An 18,369-nucleotide genomic window follows, 5' to 3' on the forward strand; every position below is an offset into this window, starting at 1 on the left:
AGGGGCATCGGGGGGATGGCCGAGCAGGACTGGAAAACAAACAAGCGGGTCTTCGCGGCGGTGTCGGTTCCGACCCTGCTGTGGACCCTCCTGTTCTTCGTCATCCCGATGGCGATCGTCTGGTTCTACAGCTTCGGCGAGAACCGCGGCCTGACCGAGATCGAATTTTCGGGAACGCTCGAAAATTACAAGCGCGCGACCGAGTTTCTCTATCTGTCGATCTTCGGCAAAAGCTTCGCGGTCGCGGCGCTCGTTACGCTGATCTGCCTGATCGTCGGCTTTCCCGTGGCGATGGCGATCACCTTCGCGAGCGAGAAATGGCGGCCATGGCTGCTGCTCGGCATCATGCTGCCCTTCTGGACCAATTTGCTGATCCGCACCTATGCGCTGATGATGCTGCTCGGCACCCAGGGCTTCGCCAACAAGGGGCTCGGCGCGCTGTGGGACGGCGCGAGCTGGCTCAAGACGCTTGTCGGGATGCAGCCGCTTCCGACATGGGAGCCGGTGCAACTGCTCTTCAACAATTTCGCAGTCGTCTTCGGGCTGGTCTACGTCCACCTGCCCTTCATGGTGCTGCCGCTCTATGCCGCGCTCGACCGGCTCGACCGCAGCCTGATCGAGGCGAGCCTCGACCTTGGCGCCGGGCATTTCCGCACCATCATGCGCATCGTCGTGCCGCTCGCCGCGCCGGGCATCGTCGCCGGCGTGATGATCACGCTGATCCCCGCGCTCGGCGCCTATCTCACGCCGGACCTGATGGGCGGGACCGACAGCCAGATGATCGCAAACGTTATCGAACGGCAGTTCAAGAAGGCGAACGACTGGCCGTTCGGCGCCGCGCTCTCCTTCATCCTCATCTATGCGATGTTCATCCTCATCGCGTTGCAATCGATGCGGCGCAAGGTGCCGGAGGCGCGCTGATGGCGATCTTTTCCCGCACCCCGCGCGCGCCGCTGGAATATAGCCGCACCCTGTGGATGCGGCTGTGGGTCGGCGCGGTCATGGTCTTTCTCTACGCGCCGCTGGTCGTGCTGATGATCTTCAGCTTCAACGACAGCAAGCGCAACGTCGTCTGGCGCGGCTTCACCTTCAAATATTATGACAAGGCGCTGGGCAACGACGTGCTGGTCGAAGCGCTCGTCAACTCGCTCACCATCGCGGCGCTCGCGACGCTTATCAGCCTGATCCTCGGCGCGGTCGCGGCGGTGATGCTCTGGCGCTTCCGCTTCCCGTTGAAGGGCGCGGTCGACGGAACGATTTCGCTGCCGATCATCGTTCCCGAAATCTGCATGGGCGTCGCCTTCCTGATCTTTTTCGCCAAATGGCTCGAATGGCCGACCGACCTGATCTGGCCCTTCAATCTCGGCGCGATCATCATTGCCCACATCACCTTCTGCTTTCCGTTCGTGACGATGGTGGTGCGATCGCGCCTCGCCACCTTCAACCGCGAGCAGGAGGAAGCGGCAAAGGATCTCGGCGCCGGCGAATGGGCGGTGTTCCGCGATGTGCTGATCCCGCACATGCGCCCGGCGCTGATCGCGGGCGCGCTGCTGTCCTTCACGCTCAGCCTCGACGATTTCGTCATCACCTATTTCACCAGCGGCCCCGACACGATCACCTTCCCAGTGAAGGTCTATTCGATGGTCCGCTTCTCGGTGACGCCCGAAGTCAATGCGGCATCGACGCTGCTCATCCTCCTCACCATCCTGCTCACCGCCGTCGCGCTGAAACTTCAGGGCGTCAAAGCCATTGCGGAAACCCACTGACCATGACCGACGCGCCCAAGCCGATCATCCAGATCCAGAATGTCTCCAAACGCTTCGGCAAGGTGACCGCGGTCGATAACGTCAGCCTCGACATCATGGCGGGCGAGTTCTTCGTGCTGCTCGGCCCGTCGGGCTGCGGCAAGACGACGCTGCTGCGCATGATCGCCGGCTTCGAATTGCCGACGGAAGGCCATATCCTGATCGACGGGCAGGACATGGCCGGTATCCCGCCGAACAAGCGGCCGGTGAACATGGTGTTCCAGAGCTATGCCGTCTTTCCGCACATGAGCGTCGCCGACAATGTCGCCTACGGCCTCAAGATCGCGGGCGTGCGCGGCGGCGAAGTCAAGGACCGCGTTGCCGAAGCGCTCGAGCTGGTAAAGCTCGGCGGCTTCGAAGACCGCATGCCCGACCAGATGTCGGGCGGCCAGCGGCAGCGCGTCGCGCTGGCGCGCAGCCTCATCATGCGGCCGAAGGTGCTGCTCCTCGACGAACCGCTGTCGGCGCTCGACGCCAAATTGCGCGCGCAGATGCAGTTCGAGCTCGCCGACCTGCAGGACCAGGTCGGCATCACCTTCGTCACCGTGACGCACGACCAGGACGAAGCGCTGTCGATGGCGAGCCGCATTGCGGTGATCAACAAGGGCGACGTGGCGCAGCTCGCCGGGCCTTCGGACCTGTACGAATATCCCGCCAACCGCTTCGTCGCCGATTTCGTCGGTTCGGTGAACATCTTCGAAGGCAAGCTGACGCTCGACGAACCCGATCGCGCCGCGGTCGATTGCCCCGGATTGGGGCGCGTCTATCTGAACCATGGCGTGACCGGCCCGCATGGCGCCGACGTCTGGGTCGCGCTGCGGCCCGAGAAAATCTATCTGCACGTTCCGGGCGAAGGCAAAGCGGTGCGCGCCGCGGCGCAGGACGCCCCCGAGGGGCATAATTTTGCGCGCGGCACGATCAAGGGCATGAGCTATCTCGGCGATATCACCCTTTACGACATCGAACTCGAATCGGGCGCGCGGCTACGCGTGTCGCGCCCCAATCTGTCGCGCCACGACCAGGAGGATTTCACCTGGGACGACAAGGTCAGCATGCACTGGCGCGCCGACAGTCCGGTGGTGTTGCTGGGATAGATTTCTTCGTCATTGCGAGGAGCCGAAGGCGACGCGGCAATCCAGCGCGTGCGCAAACCGCTCTGGATTGCTTCGCTTCGCTCGCAATGACGATGCGATTTAATGTGCCGACTTCTTGCCCGGAAGGAAGTGCAGCACCCCGACGATCAGCCCACCGAGCAGCAATCCGAAGATACCGTCGCCGGTCGCCTTGATGAGCCACGTCCAAAGCCCTTCGAGCGGAAGTCCGCCCGCGACCGAATGAGCCAGCGATTCGAGCGCTTCGGCGATGCCGCCGATATGATATTCGTGCAGGCCGTGCAGCACGATCTGCCCGCCGACCCACAGCATTGCTGCGGTGCCGATGGTCGCGAGCGCCGCCAGCAGACTGGGCATGAGGTTGACCAGCGCGCGCCCGATCGCCTGCCGCGCCGCCGATCCGCGCTTGGCCATGTGCAGGCCAATGTCGTCCATTTTCACGATCAACCCGACCACGCCATAGACCGCGATGGTAATCAGCACCGCAACCAGCGCAAGCGTGGCGCCGCGCATCACGAGATGTTCGTCCAGCACTTCGTTGAGCGCGATCACCATGATTTCGGCCGACAGGATGAGGTCGGTGCGCACCGCCCCCTTCACCATCGTCTCTTCATGATCCTTGTCGGCCACGATCTCGGCGTCCTCGGCAAGGCTCGTCTTGTCCTTCTGCAGTGCGTGGATGACCTTCTCCGCACCCTCGAAGCAAAGATAGGCGCCGCCCATCATCAACAGCGGCGTGATCGCCCAGGGCAGGAACGTCGACAGCAGCAGCAGCGCCGGCAGGATCAGCACCAGCTTGTTGAACAGCGATCCCTTGGTGATCCGCCAGATGATCGGCAATTCGCGATCGGGCGTGAAGCCGGTGACGTAGCGCGGCGTCACCGCGGTATCGTCGACCACTACCCCTGCGGCCTTGACCCCGGCCTTCGACGCCGCGGCGCCGACGTCGTCTATGCTCGCCGCCGCAACCTTGGCGATGGTGGCAACGTCATCGAGCAGCGCAAAAAGGCCGGATGGCATGGGGGTCGATCCTTATACTGGATATAGGCCCTCAACCCGCTCGTCCTGAGCGTGTCGAAGGACCGGTCTTCTCTTCACGTCTAAAGAAGAAAACAGTGCTTCGACAAGCTCAGCACGAACGGGAATGGAAAGAAATCGCTAGAGCGCCCGCAGCTTCGGCATCACCGCGTCGAGCGATTTGCGGATGATCGCCACCATCTCGTCGATCTGTTCGGTGGTGATGACCAGCGGCGGGCACATGACCAGGCTGTCGCGGATACCGCGCACCATGAGCCCGTTCGCGATGCACGCGTCGCGCGCCATCGGGCCGGCGGTCCCTTCGGCACCGCCGAACCGCGCGCGCGTTTCCTTGTCAGCGACGATCTCGACCGCGCCGAGCAAGCCGATCGAGCGCGTTTCGCCGACGAGCGGATGATCGTCCAGCGTCGCAAGCGCTTTCGCCAGATGCGGACCCGTCACGCTGCCGGTGCGTTCGACCAGCCCTTCGCGTTCGATGATCTCGATATTCTTGAGCGCGACCGCCGCAGCGACCGGATGGCCCGAATAGGTAAAGCCGTGGACGAAATCGCCGCCGGTCTTGAGCACGTCGACGACATGGCTCGCCACCGCTGTCGCCGAGATCGGAAGGTAGCCCGACGAAAGCCCCTTCGCCATCGGCATCAGGTCGGGCGTGAAACCCATGGTTTCATGCCCCCACATCTTCCCGGTGCGCCCGAAGCCGCAGATGACTTCGTCGGCCACGAGCAGCAGGCCATATTTGCGCACCACCGCCTCGACCTTCGGCCAATAGCCCTTGGGCGGAATGATGACCCCACCGGCGCCCTGAACCGGCTCGCCGATGAAGGCGGCGCAATTTTCGGGACCGACTTCCAGGATCTTGTCCTCGATCGCAGCCACGCAGGCATCGCAGAATTCCTCCTCGGTCATCCCCTGCCCTTCGCCGTAGAAATAGGGCTGGCGGACATGTTCGACACCGGGGATCGGCAGGTCGCCCTGCGCGTGCATGGCCTTCATCCCGCCGAGCGATACGCCCGCGACGGTCGAACCATGATAGGCATTCCAGCGGCTGATGAAGACGGTCCGTTTGGGCTCGCCCTTCAGCTTCCAATAATGGCGCACCATGCGGAACACCGTGTCGTTCGCCTCGCTGCCCGAGGCGTTGAAAAAGATGTGCGGCAGGCGCCCGCCGGTAAGCTCGGCGATCTTCGCCGCGAGCGTCACCGTCGGCGGCGTCGCGGTCTTGAAAAAGGTATTATAGAAAGGCAGTTCGCGCATCTGCGCTGCCGCAGCCTCGACCAGTTCCTCGCGGCCATAGCCGACATTGACGCACCAAAGGCCCGCCATGCCGTCGAGGATACGGTGGCCGTCGCCATCGACGATCGTGCAGCCTTCGGCATGGGTGATGATGCGGCTGCCGCCGAGCTTTTCGATTTCGGCCCAGTCGGCCTGCGCGGGAAGATGGTGCGCGACGTCGAGGCGGCGCAGTTCGGCGATGTCGTGATTACGGGGCATGTTTCTGATCCTGAAATTCCCCTCCCGCAGGCGGGAGGGGTTAGGGGTGGGCGCGCACGAAGCGCGCTCCGAAGGACGAGAGGATGGACGTTCGCCTGTGGCTCACCCCACCCCCGCCCCCTCCCGCCAGCGGGAGGGGAGTTCTTCAATCAGGGCGAAAAGCTGATCCGCGCGAGATAGCGATCATATCGGGTGACGCGGCGGTTCATAGTTCGCCTCTTAACGCGCGGCCGAGAAGGTGGAAATAGGTCTGGCTCTCATCATTGCCGTCGGTGGCCCATTCGGGGTGCCATTGCACCGCGAGCAGCGGCGCTCCGTTCGGCCGCGCGCTATAGGCTTCGACCAGTCCGTCGGGTGCACGCGCCTCGACCGCCAAACTGTCGGCAAGCGCACCGATGCCTTGATAATGAACCGAATTGACCTCCAGCGAGGGCGCGGCATAGGCCGACGCAAGCAGGCCGCCTTCGACGAGATCGACCTTGTGCCGATGGTCAAACATCGCATCGAAAGCGGCATCGTCAGGGGCGTGATGGTGCAGCAGTTCGTCGCTCGCCGACGTATCGCGGCGCAGCGTTCCGCCCAGCGCCACGTTGATCTCCTGAAAACCGCGGCAGATCCCGAACAGCGGGCGCTGTGCGGCGATCGTCGCTTCGACAAGCTCGATCATCATCCGGTCGCGATCGGGGTCGAACGGCCCCTCGCCTTCCGCCGGATCGCCATAGAGCGCCGGCGCGACATTCGACGGCGTTCCGGTGAGCAGCACGCCGTCGAGCCGCCCGACTATCTCGCGCGCGTGCATATGATCGGGAAGCGACGGGATGATGAGCGCCGCGCAATCGGCGTAGCGCATCGCGGCGGTCGCATAGCGGTTGATCACCGTTTGCGCGACCTCTGTCCCGACGGTGCGGTTGCAGGCGATAATACCGAGGACGGGGCGCGCGGTCATGCCCCCTTGCTGCCGCCTTTTGCGTCCTCGCGCCAGCGGATTTTTTTCAGCGATGCTGGCGCGCGAATGCTGCGGCGGCGCCGAAAAGGCCGGGCTGCGGGTGGGTGATCAATTTGACCGGGATCGCCGCCATGAAATTCTCGAACCGCCCCTTGGCGACGAAGCGTTCGGGGAAACCCGACCGGACGAGCTGGTCGCGGATACGCAGGCCAAGCCCCCCCGCGATCACGACGCCGCTGGCACCCTGCGCAAGCGCAAGGTCGCCTGCAACGCTACCGAGTGAGAGGCAGAAGCGATCCGCGGCCGCAGCCGCCAGCGCATCCTCGCCGCCTATCGCCCGGCCCCATATCGTCCTGTCGTCGAGCGGCGCGATCGGCCGCCCTTCCATCGCCGCCAGTGTTTCATAAATATCGACGATGCCGGGACCGGATACGATACGCTCTACCGACACGCGGCGATGGCGTTTGCGCAGCCGCGCGAGGATGGCGTCCTCGATGCTGTCGAGCGGCGCGAAATCGACATGTCCGCCTTCGGTCGCCTGGACGCGATAGTCGGTCCCGTCGCGCCATACATGCGCGACGCCGAGCCCGGTCCCGGGGCCGATAACGCTGACCGTTCCCTTCGCGGGAAGTGGCTCGTCAGGGCCTGTCAGCCGCTCGAAATACCCCGCATCCGCCTGCGCGACCGCATGACCGACAGCCTCGAAATCATTGACCAGCGTATAGCGGTCGACATTCAGCTTCTCGCCGATCAACGCCGGGCGAATGATCCAGGGATTGTTGGTGAAGCGAATGATCTCGCCGCGCGTCGGCCCCGCGATCGCAATGGCGACGGCGCGCGGGAGCGCACCGCCCTGCTGCCGCTCGAAATCCTGCCAGGCGGTCTGAAAGCTGGCGTGGTCTTTTGTATGCAGCGTCGTCTCGGGCCCGAGCGAGACAACGCGGCCGGCCGCCACCTCGGCGATCGCGAAACGTGCGTGCGTGCCGCCGATATCGACCGTGACGATGGCTTCGCTCATGACTCTCCCTTGCCGGTCCATCATGGCCGGATCGCGTCCGGAATGTCGCAGGCCCGGCAGCGATGCAACAGGGCATAGCTATGCACGGTCGCGCCCGCGAAGCCTGAATTTCGATGTCGAAAGGAAATGGCGCACCCGGAACGATTCGAACGTCCGACCCTCAGATTCGTAGTCTGATGCTCTATCCAGCTGAGCTACGGGTGCGTGGAGCGGTGCCTTTAGGAGCAGTCGGCGGGGCGTGCAACCCCCTATTTCGACTTTGTGACGGTTCGGCAGGTCGATTGACGGCGAATTGCGTCGAGCGACCCGATTTCCGCAGGATCCTTCAGCAGCAGGCGAATCAGCGCAATCCCGCGATCGTGGCCGACGCGCACCACCTCGGCACCCGGCGGCACCGCCTGCCCGTCGCGCGCGACGATGATTCGATAGGGTTTTCCGCCCGCTTCGACGTCATTGCGCACGAAGGCGACGTCGGTCGCGGCATCGAAGATGCTGAGCGAAGAATAGCGCCCCGGGACCGGCACGACCATAACCTCGAGCGGCCCCGCCGCGAGGTCGAACGGACAGCTGGAGTAGGCAAGATCGGGGCTCGGCCGCACGACAGGCTGGCGCGCGGGCGTCGCGAGCGGTCCCTGCGACATCTGATTGATGCCGCCGCGGCCAAGCCGGTCCATCGCGATCTTCATCATGCCATAGGGGATGGCGGCGATGGCCGCATAGCCGGCCGCGAGCGCGACGATCAGCCCAAAAGCGAGCGGTCCGATCCAGCTGCGCATGTCAGCACCCCTCCTTGACGATCGCGGGCAGCGCAGCCGCCGATGGCGCAGCGCGGAAGCCCGCGCCCGGATTGTACATGCGCAGCGTCAGGTCGAACGGCTGCCCCTTGATCCCGGGAAGCCAGGCGCCATCGGCGGGCCGGTCGGGCGCTATGGTGACGTGCCATTCGCCCTTGTCGTCGAGCGGGACACTGGCGCCATTGACCGACCAGATATTCGCGGGATTGGCGACCAAATAGCCTTTGGCATCATAAACGGTCACGCTCCACCAGCGCGCATCGAGCGGCTTTCCCGACAGACGGTAACGGCAATTGCCGTCAAGCCGCGCGCCCGAGGCGTCGGTGCGCGCCATCCAGTAGAGCGTCTCCTTTGCCGGCAGCGCGAGCAGCCCCGACCGCGCGACCATCGCGCGCGTCAGCGGATCGGTCGCCTTCGTCCCATAGCCGAGCGAGGTCGTCCACGGGCCGTTGCGGATCGCGCCATCGCCGAGCCCGCCACGGGTCAGACCCCAGGCGCCGCCAAGCCCCACCGCTATCCCGCCCACCAGGGTGATCGCATAGCGGTGCCAGCTCTTCATGGCTTTATCCCCTCTTCAGTGCCGCCTGTGCCGCTGCGAGACGTGCGATGGGCACACGGTAGGGCGAGGCGCTGACATAGTCGAGCCCGGTCTGCTCGCAGAAGTGGATGCTCGGCGCATCACCGCCATGCTCGCCGCAAATGCCCATCTTGATCCCGGCGCGGGCACCACGGCCGCGCTCGGCGGCGATCTCGATCAGTTGTCCGACGCCTTCAACGTCAAGGCTGACGAACGGATCGGTCAGGAAGATGCCCTTGTCGACATATTGCGTCAGGAAGCGGCCGGCGTCGTCGCGGCTGATGCCGATCGTCGTCTGGGTCAGGTCGTTGGTGCCGAAGCTGAAGAATTCGGCCGTTTCGGCGATTTCGCCCGCCATCAGCGCGGCGCGCGGCAGCTCGATCATCGTGCCGACAAGATAGGCGATCTCGCGCCCCTTTTCGGCGAACACCGCCTTCGCCTGCGCATCGACGACCGCCTTCATCAGATCGAATTCGCGGCGCGTCGCGACCAGCGGGATCATCACCTCGGGGATCGGCGCCGCGCCGGTTTCGGCGGCGACGTCGCACGCCGCCTCGAAGATCGCCCGCGCCTGCATCTCGTAGATTTCGGGGTAAGTGACGCCAAGGCGGCAACCGCGGTGACCGAGCATCGGGTTGAATTCATGGAGTTCGTTCGCCCGCGCCTTCAGCGCCTCGACCCCCACCCCTGCCGCGGCGGCGACATCGGCAAAATCTTCCTCGCGCGTCGGCAGGAATTCGTGCAGCGGCGGGTCGAGCAGCCGGATCGTGACCGGCAGCCCCGCCATCACGCCGAAGATCGCGGCAAAGTCGCCGCGCTGTTCGGGCAGCAGCTTGGCGAGCGCGGCGCGGCGGCCGTCCTCGCTGTCGGCCAGGATCATCTCGCGCACCGCGGTGATCCGCGCAGCGTCGAAGAACATATGCTCGGTGCGGCAAAGCCCGATACCCTCGGCGCCGAAATCGCGCGCGACCTGCGCGTCGGCGGGGGTTTCGGCGTTGGTGCGCACCTTCATGCGGCGCACCTTGTCAGCCCAGCCCATCAGCGTGCCGAAATCGCCGACCAGCTCGGGCTGGAGCGTCGGAACCTCGCCCGCCATCACTTCGCCGGTCGACCCGTCGAGCGTGATGACATCGCCTTCGCGAAGCTCGCGCCCGGCGACGCGCAGCACGCGCGCATTGCCGTCGATCGCCAGCCCGCCGGCGCCCGAGACGCAGGGGCGCCCCATGCCGCGCGCAACCACCGCCGCGTGGCTCGTCATCCCGCCGCGCGCGGTCAGGACGCCCTTGGCGGCATGCATGCCGTGGATATCCTCGGGGCTCGTCTCGACGCGGACGAGGATCACCGCCTCGCCCATGCCAGCGGCCTTTTCGGCGCTGTCGGCGTCGAACATGATCTTGCCCGACGCGGCGCCGGGGCTGGCCGGCAGCCCCTTGGTCAGAACGTCGCGCGGCGCCTTGGGGTCGAGCGTCGGGTGGAGCAGCTGGTCGAGCGCACCCGGATCGACGCGGCCGACCGCTTCCTCTTCGGAGATCAGTCCTTCGGCCGCCATTTCGACGGCGATGCGCAGCGCCGCCTTGGCGGTGCGCTTGCCGCTGCGGGTCTGGAGCATCCACAGCGTTCCGCGTTCGACGGTGAATTCGATATCCTGCATGTCGCGGTAATGCGTTTCGAGCGTGTCGAAGACGCGGCCCAGTTCCCCGAAGGTTTCGGGCATCGCCTCTTCCATCGACAGCGGCTTGGCCCCAGCCTTTTCGCGCGCGATTTTCGTAAGATACTGCGGGGTGCGGATGCCGGCGACGACGTCCTCGCCCTGCGCGTTGATCAGCCATTCGCCGTACCAGGCGCGCTCGCCCGTCGCGGGGTCGCGGGTGAAGGCAACGCCGGTCGCCGAGGTGTCGCCCATATTGCCGAACACCATCGCCTGCACATTGACCGCGGTGCCCCATTCGCCGGGAATGCTGTTCAGGCGGCGATAGACTTTCGCCCGGTCGCTTTCCCAGCTGGCGAAGACGGCGCCGATCGCGCCCCACAGCTGGTCTTTCGGTTCCTGCGGAAAGGGTGCGCCGGTCTCGCGCTCGACGATCGCCTGATATTCCTTGACCAGCGCCTGCCAGTCTTCAGCCGACATCTCCGTATCGAGGAAAAAGCCCTTGTCTTCCTTGGCGATTTCCAGGGCCTCCTCGAACTCGGCATGGTCGAGGCCCATGACGACGTCGGCGTACATCTGGATGAAGCGGCGATAGCTGTCCCACGCGAAACGCGGGTCGCCCGAGGCTTCGGAAAGCCCCGCGACGGTCGCATCGTTGAGCCCGAGGTTGAGGACGGTGTCCATCATCCCCGGCATCGACACGCGCGCGCCCGACCGGACCGAGACGAGCAACGGGTTCGCCGCGTCGCCGAAACGCTTGCCGGTGATCCCCTCGATATGCGCGATGCCACTTTCGACGTCGGCGGTCAGACCGTCGGGAAACGCTTCGCCATTGGCGTAATAGGCGGTGCAGACGTCGGTGGTGATCGTAAAGCCCGGCGGGACCGGCAGGCCGATCGAGGCCATTTCGGCAAGGTTCGAACCCTTGCCGCCCAGCAATTCCTTCGAACGCTCGGCCGTGGTGGCCGCGCCGCCGAACAAATGCACCATCTTCGTCATGTCTTACTCCTGCTGCCCCGGGGAGGAGGTCGCGGCTGGATAGGTATGCAATCGCGGTTGGTCGATTCAGTTTTACTTCGTTCGTTATAAGCTCTGGCGGATAGCCGGCGCGTCAGCCCTCGATCTTCGAGAAATCGGCAACGCCATGCACCGCGCCGGTAAAGCGCGACAGCAGGCCGAGGCGATAGGCGCGCACCGCTTCGTCGGGATCGTTGACCATCACGCCGTCGAAAAAAGCGTCGATCGGCGCGCGCAGGCTGGCGAGCGCCGCCATGGCGTCGGTAAAGCGTTCGTCAGCGACCGCCGCGGACGCCGCAGGCTCAGCCGCATCGAGCGCGGCGAGCAGCGCCTTGTCCACATCCGTCGCCCCCGCGAAGGCGGGGGCCGTTATCGTGGAAGCAGTGGTGCCCGCGGTCCCCGCCTGCGCGGGGACGACGTCTTTTTCGGCCTGCTTCAATATATTCGCCGCGCGCTTGTAGCCCGCAAGCAGATTGGCGCCGTCCTCGGTCGCCATAAACGCCTGCAACGCTTTCACACGCGCGAGCAGGCGAACGAGATCGTCCTCGCCGCCGAGCGCGAACACCGCGTCAATCAGGTCGTGACGGACACCGGCCTCGCGTTGCTGGACCTTTAGGCGGTCGGCGAAGAAATTAAGCAAATCTAATGACGCCGACTTAGCCTTAATCGAAAACCAAGCAGCTGCTTCATTGGCCTGCTTTGTGCCTGCCTCAATCAACGGATTGAACATATCTTGCCAACCTAGAGTGGTCTTCAGCTTGGCAAGTTGATCCACGGTCGGCCAGATTCGTTCCAACGGAGACCGTTGGTGACGAAACGTAACCTCGCCGGCCGCAATGAAACAAGCATCAAGCAGGGGCATTCTGACACCATTTTCGAGAACAGTGGCAATCACACCCAATGCTGCACGCCTCAAGGCGAAGGGATCGCGGCTGCCACTTGGTGGCATTTCTTCAGCGAAGAACCCAGCTAGCGTATCCAGCTTGTCCGCCAGCGCCACGGCCACCGTCACCGGCGCGGTCGGCACATCATCGCCCTGCCCGACCGGCTTGTAATGATCGCGGATCGCGTCGGCGACCGCGTCGGGCAAGCCTTCGGCGCGGGCGTAATAACCGCCCATCAAGCCCTGCAATTCGGGGAATTCGCCGACCATCTCGGTGACGAGATCGGCCTTCGCCAGCCGCGCGGCGAGTTCGGCCTGGTCGGCCAATTCAGCCGTCGCCCCCGCGGAGGCGGGGGCCGTTGCGTTTGGCGCATTACCTCCAGCGACCCCCGCCTTCGCGGGGGCGACGATTCTTTCCTCGACCAGCCAGCGGGCCAGCTTTGCGACGCGTTCGACCTTGTCGGCAACGGTGCCCAGCTTCTCGTGAAAGGTGATATTCGCCAGCTTCTCGGCGTGCTGCGCGAGCGTCTTCTTCTGATCCTGCTCCCAGAAGAAGCGCGCGTCCGACAGCCGCGCCGCCAGCACCTTGCGATTGCCCGCGACGATCTCGGCGCCGCCGTCTTTGGCGTCGATGTTCGCGGTGCAGACGAAGCCGTTGGCAAGCTTGCCGTCGGCGCCGTTCACGACGAAATATTTCTGGTTCACGCGCGCGGTAAGCTGGATCACCTCGGGCGGCACCTCCAGGAAGGCTTCGTCGAAGCGCCCGAGCAAGGGCACCGGCCATTCGGTGAGCCCCGCATTCTCGATCACCAGCCCCTCGTCCTCGACGAGGCTCAGCCCGGCATCAGCCGCGGCCTTGGCGGCGCCGTCGCGGATGATCGCCTGCCGCTCCTCATGGTCGACGATAACGTGGCACGCGCGCAGCTTTTCGGCATAGTCGGCGGCCGATCCGATGGTGATTTCGCCGGGGCAGTGGAAACGATGACCCCGCGTGGTTCGTCCGGTTGTCAATCCTGTCGGAACGCCCGGAACAATAGCGATTTCGCCGGTCCTGTTCGCATACACGCTTGCCATGTCGAGCGTCGTCTCGATAACTTCGTCGCCGAAGATCGCGACGATCCCCGACAGCGGGCGCACCCAGCGCAGGCTTTCGCTGCTCGCACTTTCGCGGCCCCAGCGCATCGACTTGGGCCACGAAAAGCCGCGGACGATTGCGGGGATCGCCTCGGCGAGCACCTCGGCCGTCGCACGGCCGGGCTTGTCGATCACGGCGAAGTAAACGCCATCGCGATCTTCGAGCTGATCCTGCGTCAGTCCGGTCTTGCGGAGGAAGCCTTCGAGCGCCTGCGGCGGCGCGCTTCTGCGCGGCCCTTTGATTTCCTCGCTGACCGCAGCGGTCGCTTGCGGAAGCCCCTTTGCGATCAGCGCGAGGCGGCGCGGGGTCGACCAGATGGTCAGATCGCCGACGTCGATGCCCGCCGCCGCCATCTGCGCGCGGAACAGCTTTTCCAGCTCGGCGCGCGCGCCCGCTTGCATCCGCGCGGGGATTTCCTCGCTGCGCAGTTCGAGAAGAAAGTCGGTCACAGCACCCACCCCGGATATTTTTCGGTCCAGCGTTCGGACTGGCTGTCGATCCACGCCTTGCAGCTTCCCTTCGCGAGGTCGCGGACGCGCGCCATGTAATTGGCGCGTTCCTGCACACTGATCACGCCGCGCGCCTGCAAAAGGTTGAAAAGGTGGCTCGCCTCGATCGCCTGGTCGTACGCAGCAAGCGGCACATTCGCCGCGATTGCGCGCTTGCATTCGTCTTCGGCCGCCTTGAACCCCGCGAACAGCGTATCGGTGTCGGCAACCTCGAAATTCCATTTCGAGAATTGGCGCTCGTTTTCGAGGAAGACATCGCCATAGCTCAAACCCGGCACGTCGCCGACGGGGTCGGAAAACCTGAGGTCGTACACATTGTCGACATTCTGGATATACATGGCGAGGCGTTCGAGCCCGTAGGTCAGCTCGCCCGCTACGGGTTTGCAGTCGAAGCCGCCCATCTGCTGAAAATAAGTGAACTGGGTGACTTCCATCCCGTCGCACCAGACTTCCCAGCCCAGCCCCCATGCGCCGAGCGTCGGCGATTCCCAGTCATCCTCGACGAACCGGATGTCGTGGAGCAGCGGATCGATGCCGATCGCGGCCAGGCTGCCGAGATATTGCTCCTGCAGGTCGGCGGGCGACGGCTTCAGGATCACCTGATATTGATAATAATGCTGAAGGCGGTTCGGGTTCTCGCCATAGCGGCCGTCGGTCGGGCGGCGGCTTGGCTGGACATAGGCGACATTCCACGGCTCCGGCCCCAGGCTGCGCAGCGTCGTCGCCGGGTGAAACGTCCCCGCGCCCACCCGCATGTCATAGGGCTGCAGGATCGCACAGCCCCGCGCGCTCCAATAATCGTGAAGCGTCAGGATCATGTCCTGAAAGCTGAGTGGTTTCTTTTCTGCCGTATCGGCCACGAGTCCACATCTTTCGCAGGTGCAACAATCGCCGCCGCCCTTGGCGCAGCGGGCGCGCAGGGTCAAGGCTCGCCGCCATCTGCACACCGATCAAATCACGCCGCGTGTCACGGTCACAAAACTTTTTGTCACGTGTTGTTGACATAGTCAGCGAATCACGACATATAGTCATGCATACCTGACATGAAGACAGGTTGGCGTGACCAAGACATCATTCAAGGAGACCCATCATGATCGCTCGCACCACCATCCTCGCCCTCTCGCTCGCTCTGGCCGGCACGCCGGCACTCGCCGCGACCGCCGATGAAGCGCCCACCGCCACCATCCGCATCGACGACCTCAAGCTCACGAGCGCCAAGGGGCGCGAGCGGCTGGAGGCACGCGTTCACAGCGCCGCGCGCCAGATTTGCGCCACGTCGGCCCGCGGTCTCGCCGCGCGCCAATCGGAAAATGCCTGCATGGCGTCGGCCCTCGCCGCGGCGAAGCCCCAGATGGAACGCGCCATTGCCCGCGCCGACGGCGGCACCCGGCTGGCGCTGCTGATGATCAAGCCCGGCCGCTGATCCCTCTCCCTCGGGCTTCGTCCGCGTCGATGCTCCCCGGTGTCGGCAGGCGACTTGAGCTGGAGCGTGGCCCGACGCGGCGGCGCTCCAGCCTCTTGATCCCGAAAATCCCGGCGGGCCAAGCATCGCGTTTCGATCGGCTGACAAAAGGATATCGATTGTGACTATATGCAGGTCCGAAGGGATCCTATTGGCGAGGCGCCGATGAACAACAAACTGAAAGTCCTCCGCGCAATGCGCAATTGGAGCCAGGCCGAACTGGCCGACCGGCTCGACGTGTCGCGGCAGGCAGTAAATGCAATCGAGACAGGGAAATACGACCCGTCTTTACCGCTCGCTTTCAAGCTGGCCCGACTATTCGAAATGCCGATCGAAGAGATTTTCGACGACGGTTTTGCAGGACAGGAATGATGACGAACATGCCGAAGGAACGCCGCGCCGGTCCCGGTTATCTGTGGCCGGTTGCCATCATCATGATCGCAGGAGCCGTTGCTGGCGCTTTCGCCGGCTATAGCGACGGCGTGGCCGAAACCGGCGGCCAGCCGTTGCCGACATGGGCGGGCCCGGTAGCGGCGCTCATACTCGCACTGGCCGGTATGGCGCTCTATATCCGCCTCAACCGTGAAGCCTGGGCCGGCTGGTCTCCGCGCAAGCGCCTCTATTGGGTGACGATGGTCGCGTCGATGAGCCTCGGCGCGGGGGTCGCGCTGACCCTCCAGGTTGCGCAGGGGTCGGGCGATCTGGCGAGCAATGCGCCCTTGACCCCCGCAACCGCGATCATCGTCTCGGCGATCTGGGTCGTCGGGATGAGCGTCGCCAGCCTCTTCTATTTCCGCGCAGTCGACGATCATGAACGCCACGCCTATTATCTGGGGAGCGTCGCCGGCTTCCATGCCTTTGTGATCGCCTGCCCCGTGTGGTGGGTCGCCGCCCGCGCGAGCCTGGCGCCGCCGGTCGATGCCATGGCGCTCTTTGTCCTGACGCTCGCCGTCAACCTGATCGTCTATCTCTGGTTCAAATATCGTTGATTATCAGCGAACCTCTTGCCCCTCCCCTTTTTAAACGAAAGCAGGCCCGATGACCTCCTTCTTCCGCAAACTTGCGCTCAGCTGCGCGATCATTCCCCTCGCCCAATGCGCGGTCGTGCCGGGATACACCAGCGCCGCGGCGCAGGAAGCTGCCGCGCCCGCGGCGGCAACGACGACCGCGATCAAACCCGCGCTGTGGGCGGTGAAGGACGACGACACCACCGTCTATCTGTTCGGCACCGTGCACGTGCTGAAGCCCGGACTGAGCTGGTTCGACGGCGCCGTCAAAGACGCGTTCGACAAATCGGACGAACTCAAGCTCGAACTTGTACTGCCCGAAGACCAGAATGAAGTGGCGAAGGAAACGATGGCGCTGGCATTGGACCAGAGCGGAACGGCGCTTTCGTCGCGGCTCGATCCGGCAGCGCTTGCAGCCTATCAGGCGGCGATGACCAGCCTGGGCCTGCCGCCCGCCAGCTTCGACGGCTTCAAGCCGTGGTTTGCGGGGATCACCCTGTCGGTGCTGCCGCTGACCAAAATGGGCTACAACCCCGAAGAAGGCGCCGAAAAGCAGTTGAGCAATGCAGCGAAGGCGGCCGCCAAGCCGATCTCCGGGTTCGAAACGCTCGGCGAACAGCTCGGCTTTTTCGATGCGCTGCCCATGTCCAGCCAGATCGCCTTCCTCAACGTCATGGTCAAGGATCTCGACAAGCTGGGGCCGCAGCTCGACACGATGGTCGGGCAATGGGGGGCCGGCGATCCGGCTGCGCTCGCCGAAACGATGAACGAGGGGCTTGCCGAAACGCCCGACGTCGCCAAGACGTTGCTGTGGGATCGCAACGCGCGCTGGGCCGAACAGATCGAGGCGCGCATGGCGCAGCCGGGCACCGTTTTCGTCGCGGTCGGCGCGGGCCATCTGGCGGGCGCAAAGAGCGTGCAGGATTATCTAAAGGGGCGCGGGTTGAAGGTAACGCGTATCCAGTGAGGCATCGGGGCGCCCTTGCCCTTCGGCCCTGGGGTCGCCGCGCCGCGGCGGCCCTGTTGCCGTTGCTGCTGCTTGCCTGCAAACCCGCAGCGCCGATAACCGAAGCGCATCCGGCGATGTGGCTGGTCGAAGACGCCGACACGCGCATCTTCCTGCTCGGTTCGATGCACGCGCTTCCCCCCGGCACGCGCTGGGACGGCGGGAAGGTCGGCGCGGCGATTGCGGCGGCCGACGAATTGATTCTTGAGCTAGCGCCCGATCAGCTTGCGGCTGCGGGCGACGTGTTCCGCGAACTCGCACCGCGCAGCGCGCCGCTGGCGATGGAGCGCCGGCTCGATCCGGCGGCGCTTGCCGCCTATCGCAAGATAGAAGCCGCCGGCAGCGGTTTCGGCGGCGATGCGCTCGACGACTGGGCAATCCTGGTGCTGATGGGCCAGCGCGTCGCGCAGCAGGCCGATCTGTCGCCCGAAGATGGCGTCGAAGCCCGGCTGACGCAGCGCTTTTCCGACGCCGGAAAGCCGATCGGCGGGCTGGAGACGGCGCGGGCGCAGTTGACGCTGTTCGAAACGCTCGACGCCGCAACGCAGCGCCGCCTGTTGACGCGCGCGCTCGCCAATTCGGCAAGCGGCGTTGCCGACGTCAAGGCGATGAACGCTGCCTGGGCGCGCGGCGACGTCGCCGCTCTCGAAAAGGTGGTGAACGAGGATGTCGACGCGGTCCCGGCCGCGCGCGCCGCGATCATCACCGATCGCAACCAGCGCTGGACCAAGTGGGTGGAGCAGCGCATGGCGAAACCCGGCACGGTGCTGGTCGCGGTCGGTGCGGGACATCTGGTGGGCGCTGACGGCGTTCCCGCCGCCCTGGAAGCGGCCGGATACCGGGTGGCGCGGGTGCAATAGCCGGGCGGCAAGACGAGATGCGATACCGACATCCCCCTTTTCGCCGACCCGATCCCCT

General features: G+C 64.9%; 17 protein-coding genes and 1 tRNA gene. 8 read left to right on the top strand and 10 right to left on the bottom strand.

The annotated features are described in order from the left end of the window. Window positions 1-15 precede the first annotated feature (15 nt). Genes P1IM2_RS16155 through P1IM2_RS16165 form a run of 3 tightly spaced genes read left to right on the top strand, consistent with a single transcriptional unit; the run spans window position 16 to window position 2,899 of the window. Window positions 16-921, top strand: a complete 906-nt coding sequence (locus P1IM2_RS16155; RefSeq protein WP_186403086.1) for an ABC transporter permease — start codon at window positions 16-18, stop codon at window positions 919-921. Beyond that, window positions 921-1,766, top strand: coding sequence for an ABC transporter permease (locus P1IM2_RS16160; RefSeq protein ID WP_058813279.1), 846 nt, complete (start codon window positions 921-923; stop codon window positions 1,764-1,766). The genes P1IM2_RS16155 and P1IM2_RS16160 overlap by 1 nt, the downstream gene beginning before the upstream one ends. Window positions 1,767-1,768: 2 nt before the next feature. Further along, the gene (locus tag P1IM2_RS16165) at window positions 1,769-2,899 is read left to right on the top strand and encodes an ABC transporter ATP-binding protein (protein WP_058813280.1); all 1,131 of its coding nucleotides are present in this window, start codon (window positions 1,769-1,771) and stop codon (window positions 2,897-2,899) included. 99 nt (window positions 2,900-2,998) lie between these two features. On the opposite strand, the gene P1IM2_RS16170 is transcribed toward P1IM2_RS16165, so the two are convergent. From P1IM2_RS16170 to P1IM2_RS16215, 10 genes are all read right to left on the bottom strand, one after another. Next, complete coding sequence (locus P1IM2_RS16170; protein WP_186403087.1) at window positions 2,999-3,937, bottom strand: DUF808 domain-containing protein; 939 nt, start codon at window positions 3,935-3,937, stop codon at window positions 2,999-3,001. A gap of 138 nt (window positions 3,938-4,075) precedes the next feature. Then, on the bottom strand, window positions 4,076-5,449 hold the full coding sequence (locus tag P1IM2_RS16175) for an aspartate aminotransferase family protein (protein ID WP_186403088.1): 1,374 nt from the start codon (window positions 5,447-5,449) through the stop codon (window positions 4,076-4,078). 205 nt (window positions 5,450-5,654) lie between these two features. After that, window positions 5,655-6,395, bottom strand: a complete 741-nt coding sequence (locus tag P1IM2_RS16180; protein ID WP_186403089.1) for a gamma-glutamyl-gamma-aminobutyrate hydrolase family protein — start codon at window positions 6,393-6,395, stop codon at window positions 5,655-5,657. 46 nt (window positions 6,396-6,441) lie between these two features. Continuing rightward, entirely contained in the window at window positions 6,442-7,413 is a 972-nt protein-coding gene (locus tag P1IM2_RS16185; protein WP_186403090.1) for a glucokinase, read from the bottom strand. A gap of 127 nt (window positions 7,414-7,540) precedes the next feature. Further along, a tRNA-Arg gene (locus tag P1IM2_RS16190) sits at window positions 7,541-7,617 on the bottom strand. Between the two features lie 44 nt (window positions 7,618-7,661). Then, the gene (locus tag P1IM2_RS16195; RefSeq protein ID WP_186403091.1) at window positions 7,662-8,189 is read right to left on the bottom strand and encodes a DUF1254 domain-containing protein; all 528 of its coding nucleotides are present in this window, start codon (window positions 8,187-8,189) and stop codon (window positions 7,662-7,664) included. 1 nt (window position 8,190) lies between these two features. Then, window positions 8,191-8,766, bottom strand: a complete 576-nt coding sequence (locus tag P1IM2_RS16200; protein WP_186403092.1) for a DUF1214 domain-containing protein — start codon at window positions 8,764-8,766, stop codon at window positions 8,191-8,193. Between the two features lie 4 nt (window positions 8,767-8,770). Then, window positions 8,771-11,431 (bottom strand): pyruvate, phosphate dikinase, encoded by a 2,661-nt coding sequence (ppdK, locus tag P1IM2_RS16205; RefSeq protein ID WP_186403093.1) that lies wholly within the window; start codon window positions 11,429-11,431, stop codon window positions 8,771-8,773. A gap of 112 nt (window positions 11,432-11,543) precedes the next feature. Then, window positions 11,544-13,916 carry a glycine--tRNA ligase subunit beta gene (gene glyS, locus P1IM2_RS16210; RefSeq protein WP_186403094.1) on the bottom strand — a complete coding sequence of 791 codons (2,373 nt, stop codon included), beginning with the start codon at window positions 13,914-13,916 and terminating at the stop codon, window positions 11,544-11,546. Further along, on the bottom strand, window positions 13,913-14,794 hold the full coding sequence (locus P1IM2_RS16215) for a glycine--tRNA ligase subunit alpha (protein ID WP_231292896.1): 882 nt from the start codon (window positions 14,792-14,794) through the stop codon (window positions 13,913-13,915). The genes glyS and P1IM2_RS16215 overlap by 4 nt, the downstream gene beginning before the upstream one ends. 272 nt (window positions 14,795-15,066) lie before the next feature. On the opposite strand from P1IM2_RS16215, the gene P1IM2_RS16220 reads away from it, so the two are divergent. The 5 genes from P1IM2_RS16220 (at window position 15,067) to P1IM2_RS16240 (ending at window position 18,311) form a co-directional block, all read left to right on the top strand. After that, window positions 15,067-15,399, top strand: coding sequence for a UrcA family protein (locus tag P1IM2_RS16220; RefSeq protein WP_186403095.1), 333 nt, complete (start codon window positions 15,067-15,069; stop codon window positions 15,397-15,399). Between the two features lie 204 nt (window positions 15,400-15,603). Then, window positions 15,604-15,810, top strand: a complete 207-nt coding sequence (locus tag P1IM2_RS16225) for a helix-turn-helix transcriptional regulator (RefSeq protein WP_003044644.1) — start codon at window positions 15,604-15,606, stop codon at window positions 15,808-15,810. After that, window positions 15,807-16,427 carry a hypothetical protein gene (locus P1IM2_RS16230; RefSeq protein ID WP_254535885.1) on the top strand — a complete coding sequence of 207 codons (621 nt, stop codon included), beginning with the start codon at window positions 15,807-15,809 and terminating at the stop codon, window positions 16,425-16,427. Before P1IM2_RS16225 ends, P1IM2_RS16230 begins: the two co-directional genes overlap by 4 nt. A 49-nt stretch (window positions 16,428-16,476) precedes the next feature. Beyond that, window positions 16,477-17,412 (top strand): TraB/GumN family protein, encoded by a 936-nt coding sequence (locus tag P1IM2_RS16235; protein WP_186403096.1) that lies wholly within the window; start codon window positions 16,477-16,479, stop codon window positions 17,410-17,412. Between the two features lie 56 nt (window positions 17,413-17,468). Further along, complete coding sequence (locus P1IM2_RS16240; protein WP_254535883.1) at window positions 17,469-18,311, top strand: TraB/GumN family protein; 843 nt, start codon at window positions 17,469-17,471, stop codon at window positions 18,309-18,311. The last annotated feature ends 58 nt before the right edge of the window (window positions 18,312-18,369 follow it).

Source organism: Sphingopyxis sp. P1IMeth2, from assembly GCF_900185685.1.
Lineage (GTDB): Bacteria > Pseudomonadota > Alphaproteobacteria > Sphingomonadales > Sphingomonadaceae > Sphingopyxis > Sphingopyxis terrae_A.

What these genes read in the sequence shown, in the direction of transcription:
- P1IM2_RS16195 (WP_186403091.1), bottom strand. Translation starts at nt 8,189, where the DNA reads ATGCGCAGCTGGATCGGACCGCTCGCTTTTGGGCTGATCGTCGCGCTC.
- P1IM2_RS16180 (WP_186403089.1), bottom strand. Translation starts at nt 6,395, where the DNA reads ATGACCGCGCGCCCCGTCCTCGGTATTATCGCCTGCAACCGCACCGTC.
- P1IM2_RS16220 (WP_186403095.1), top strand. Translation starts at nt 15,067, where the DNA reads ATGATCGCTCGCACCACCATCCTCGCCCTCTCGCTCGCTCTGGCCGGC.
- P1IM2_RS16165 (WP_058813280.1), top strand. Translation starts at nt 1,769, where the DNA reads ATGACCGACGCGCCCAAGCCGATCATCCAGATCCAGAATGTCTCCAAA.
- P1IM2_RS16200 (WP_186403092.1), bottom strand. Translation starts at nt 8,766, where the DNA reads ATGAAGAGCTGGCACCGCTATGCGATCACCCTGGTGGGCGGGATAGCG.
- P1IM2_RS16230 (WP_254535885.1), top strand. Translation starts at nt 15,807, where the DNA reads ATGATGACGAACATGCCGAAGGAACGCCGCGCCGGTCCCGGTTATCTG.
- P1IM2_RS16160 (WP_058813279.1), top strand. Translation starts at nt 921, where the DNA reads ATGGCGATCTTTTCCCGCACCCCGCGCGCGCCGCTGGAATATAGCCGC.
- P1IM2_RS16155 (WP_186403086.1), top strand. Translation starts at nt 16, where the DNA reads ATGGCCGAGCAGGACTGGAAAACAAACAAGCGGGTCTTCGCGGCGGTG.
- P1IM2_RS16175 (WP_186403088.1), bottom strand. Translation starts at nt 5,449, where the DNA reads ATGCCCCGTAATCACGACATCGCCGAACTGCGCCGCCTCGACGTCGCG.
- P1IM2_RS16225 (WP_003044644.1), top strand. Translation starts at nt 15,604, where the DNA reads ATGAACAACAAACTGAAAGTCCTCCGCGCAATGCGCAATTGGAGCCAG.
- P1IM2_RS16170 (WP_186403087.1), bottom strand. Translation starts at nt 3,937, where the DNA reads ATGCCATCCGGCCTTTTTGCGCTGCTCGATGACGTTGCCACCATCGCC.
- P1IM2_RS16185 (WP_186403090.1), bottom strand. Translation starts at nt 7,413, where the DNA reads ATGAGCGAAGCCATCGTCACGGTCGATATCGGCGGCACGCACGCACGT.
- P1IM2_RS16235 (WP_186403096.1), top strand. Translation starts at nt 16,477, where the DNA reads ATGACCTCCTTCTTCCGCAAACTTGCGCTCAGCTGCGCGATCATTCCC.
- ppdK (WP_186403093.1), bottom strand. Translation starts at nt 11,431, where the DNA reads ATGACGAAGATGGTGCATTTGTTCGGCGGCGCGGCCACCACGGCCGAG.
- P1IM2_RS16215 (WP_231292896.1), bottom strand. Translation starts at nt 14,794, where the DNA reads ATGATCCTGACGCTTCACGATTATTGGAGCGCGCGGGGCTGTGCGATC.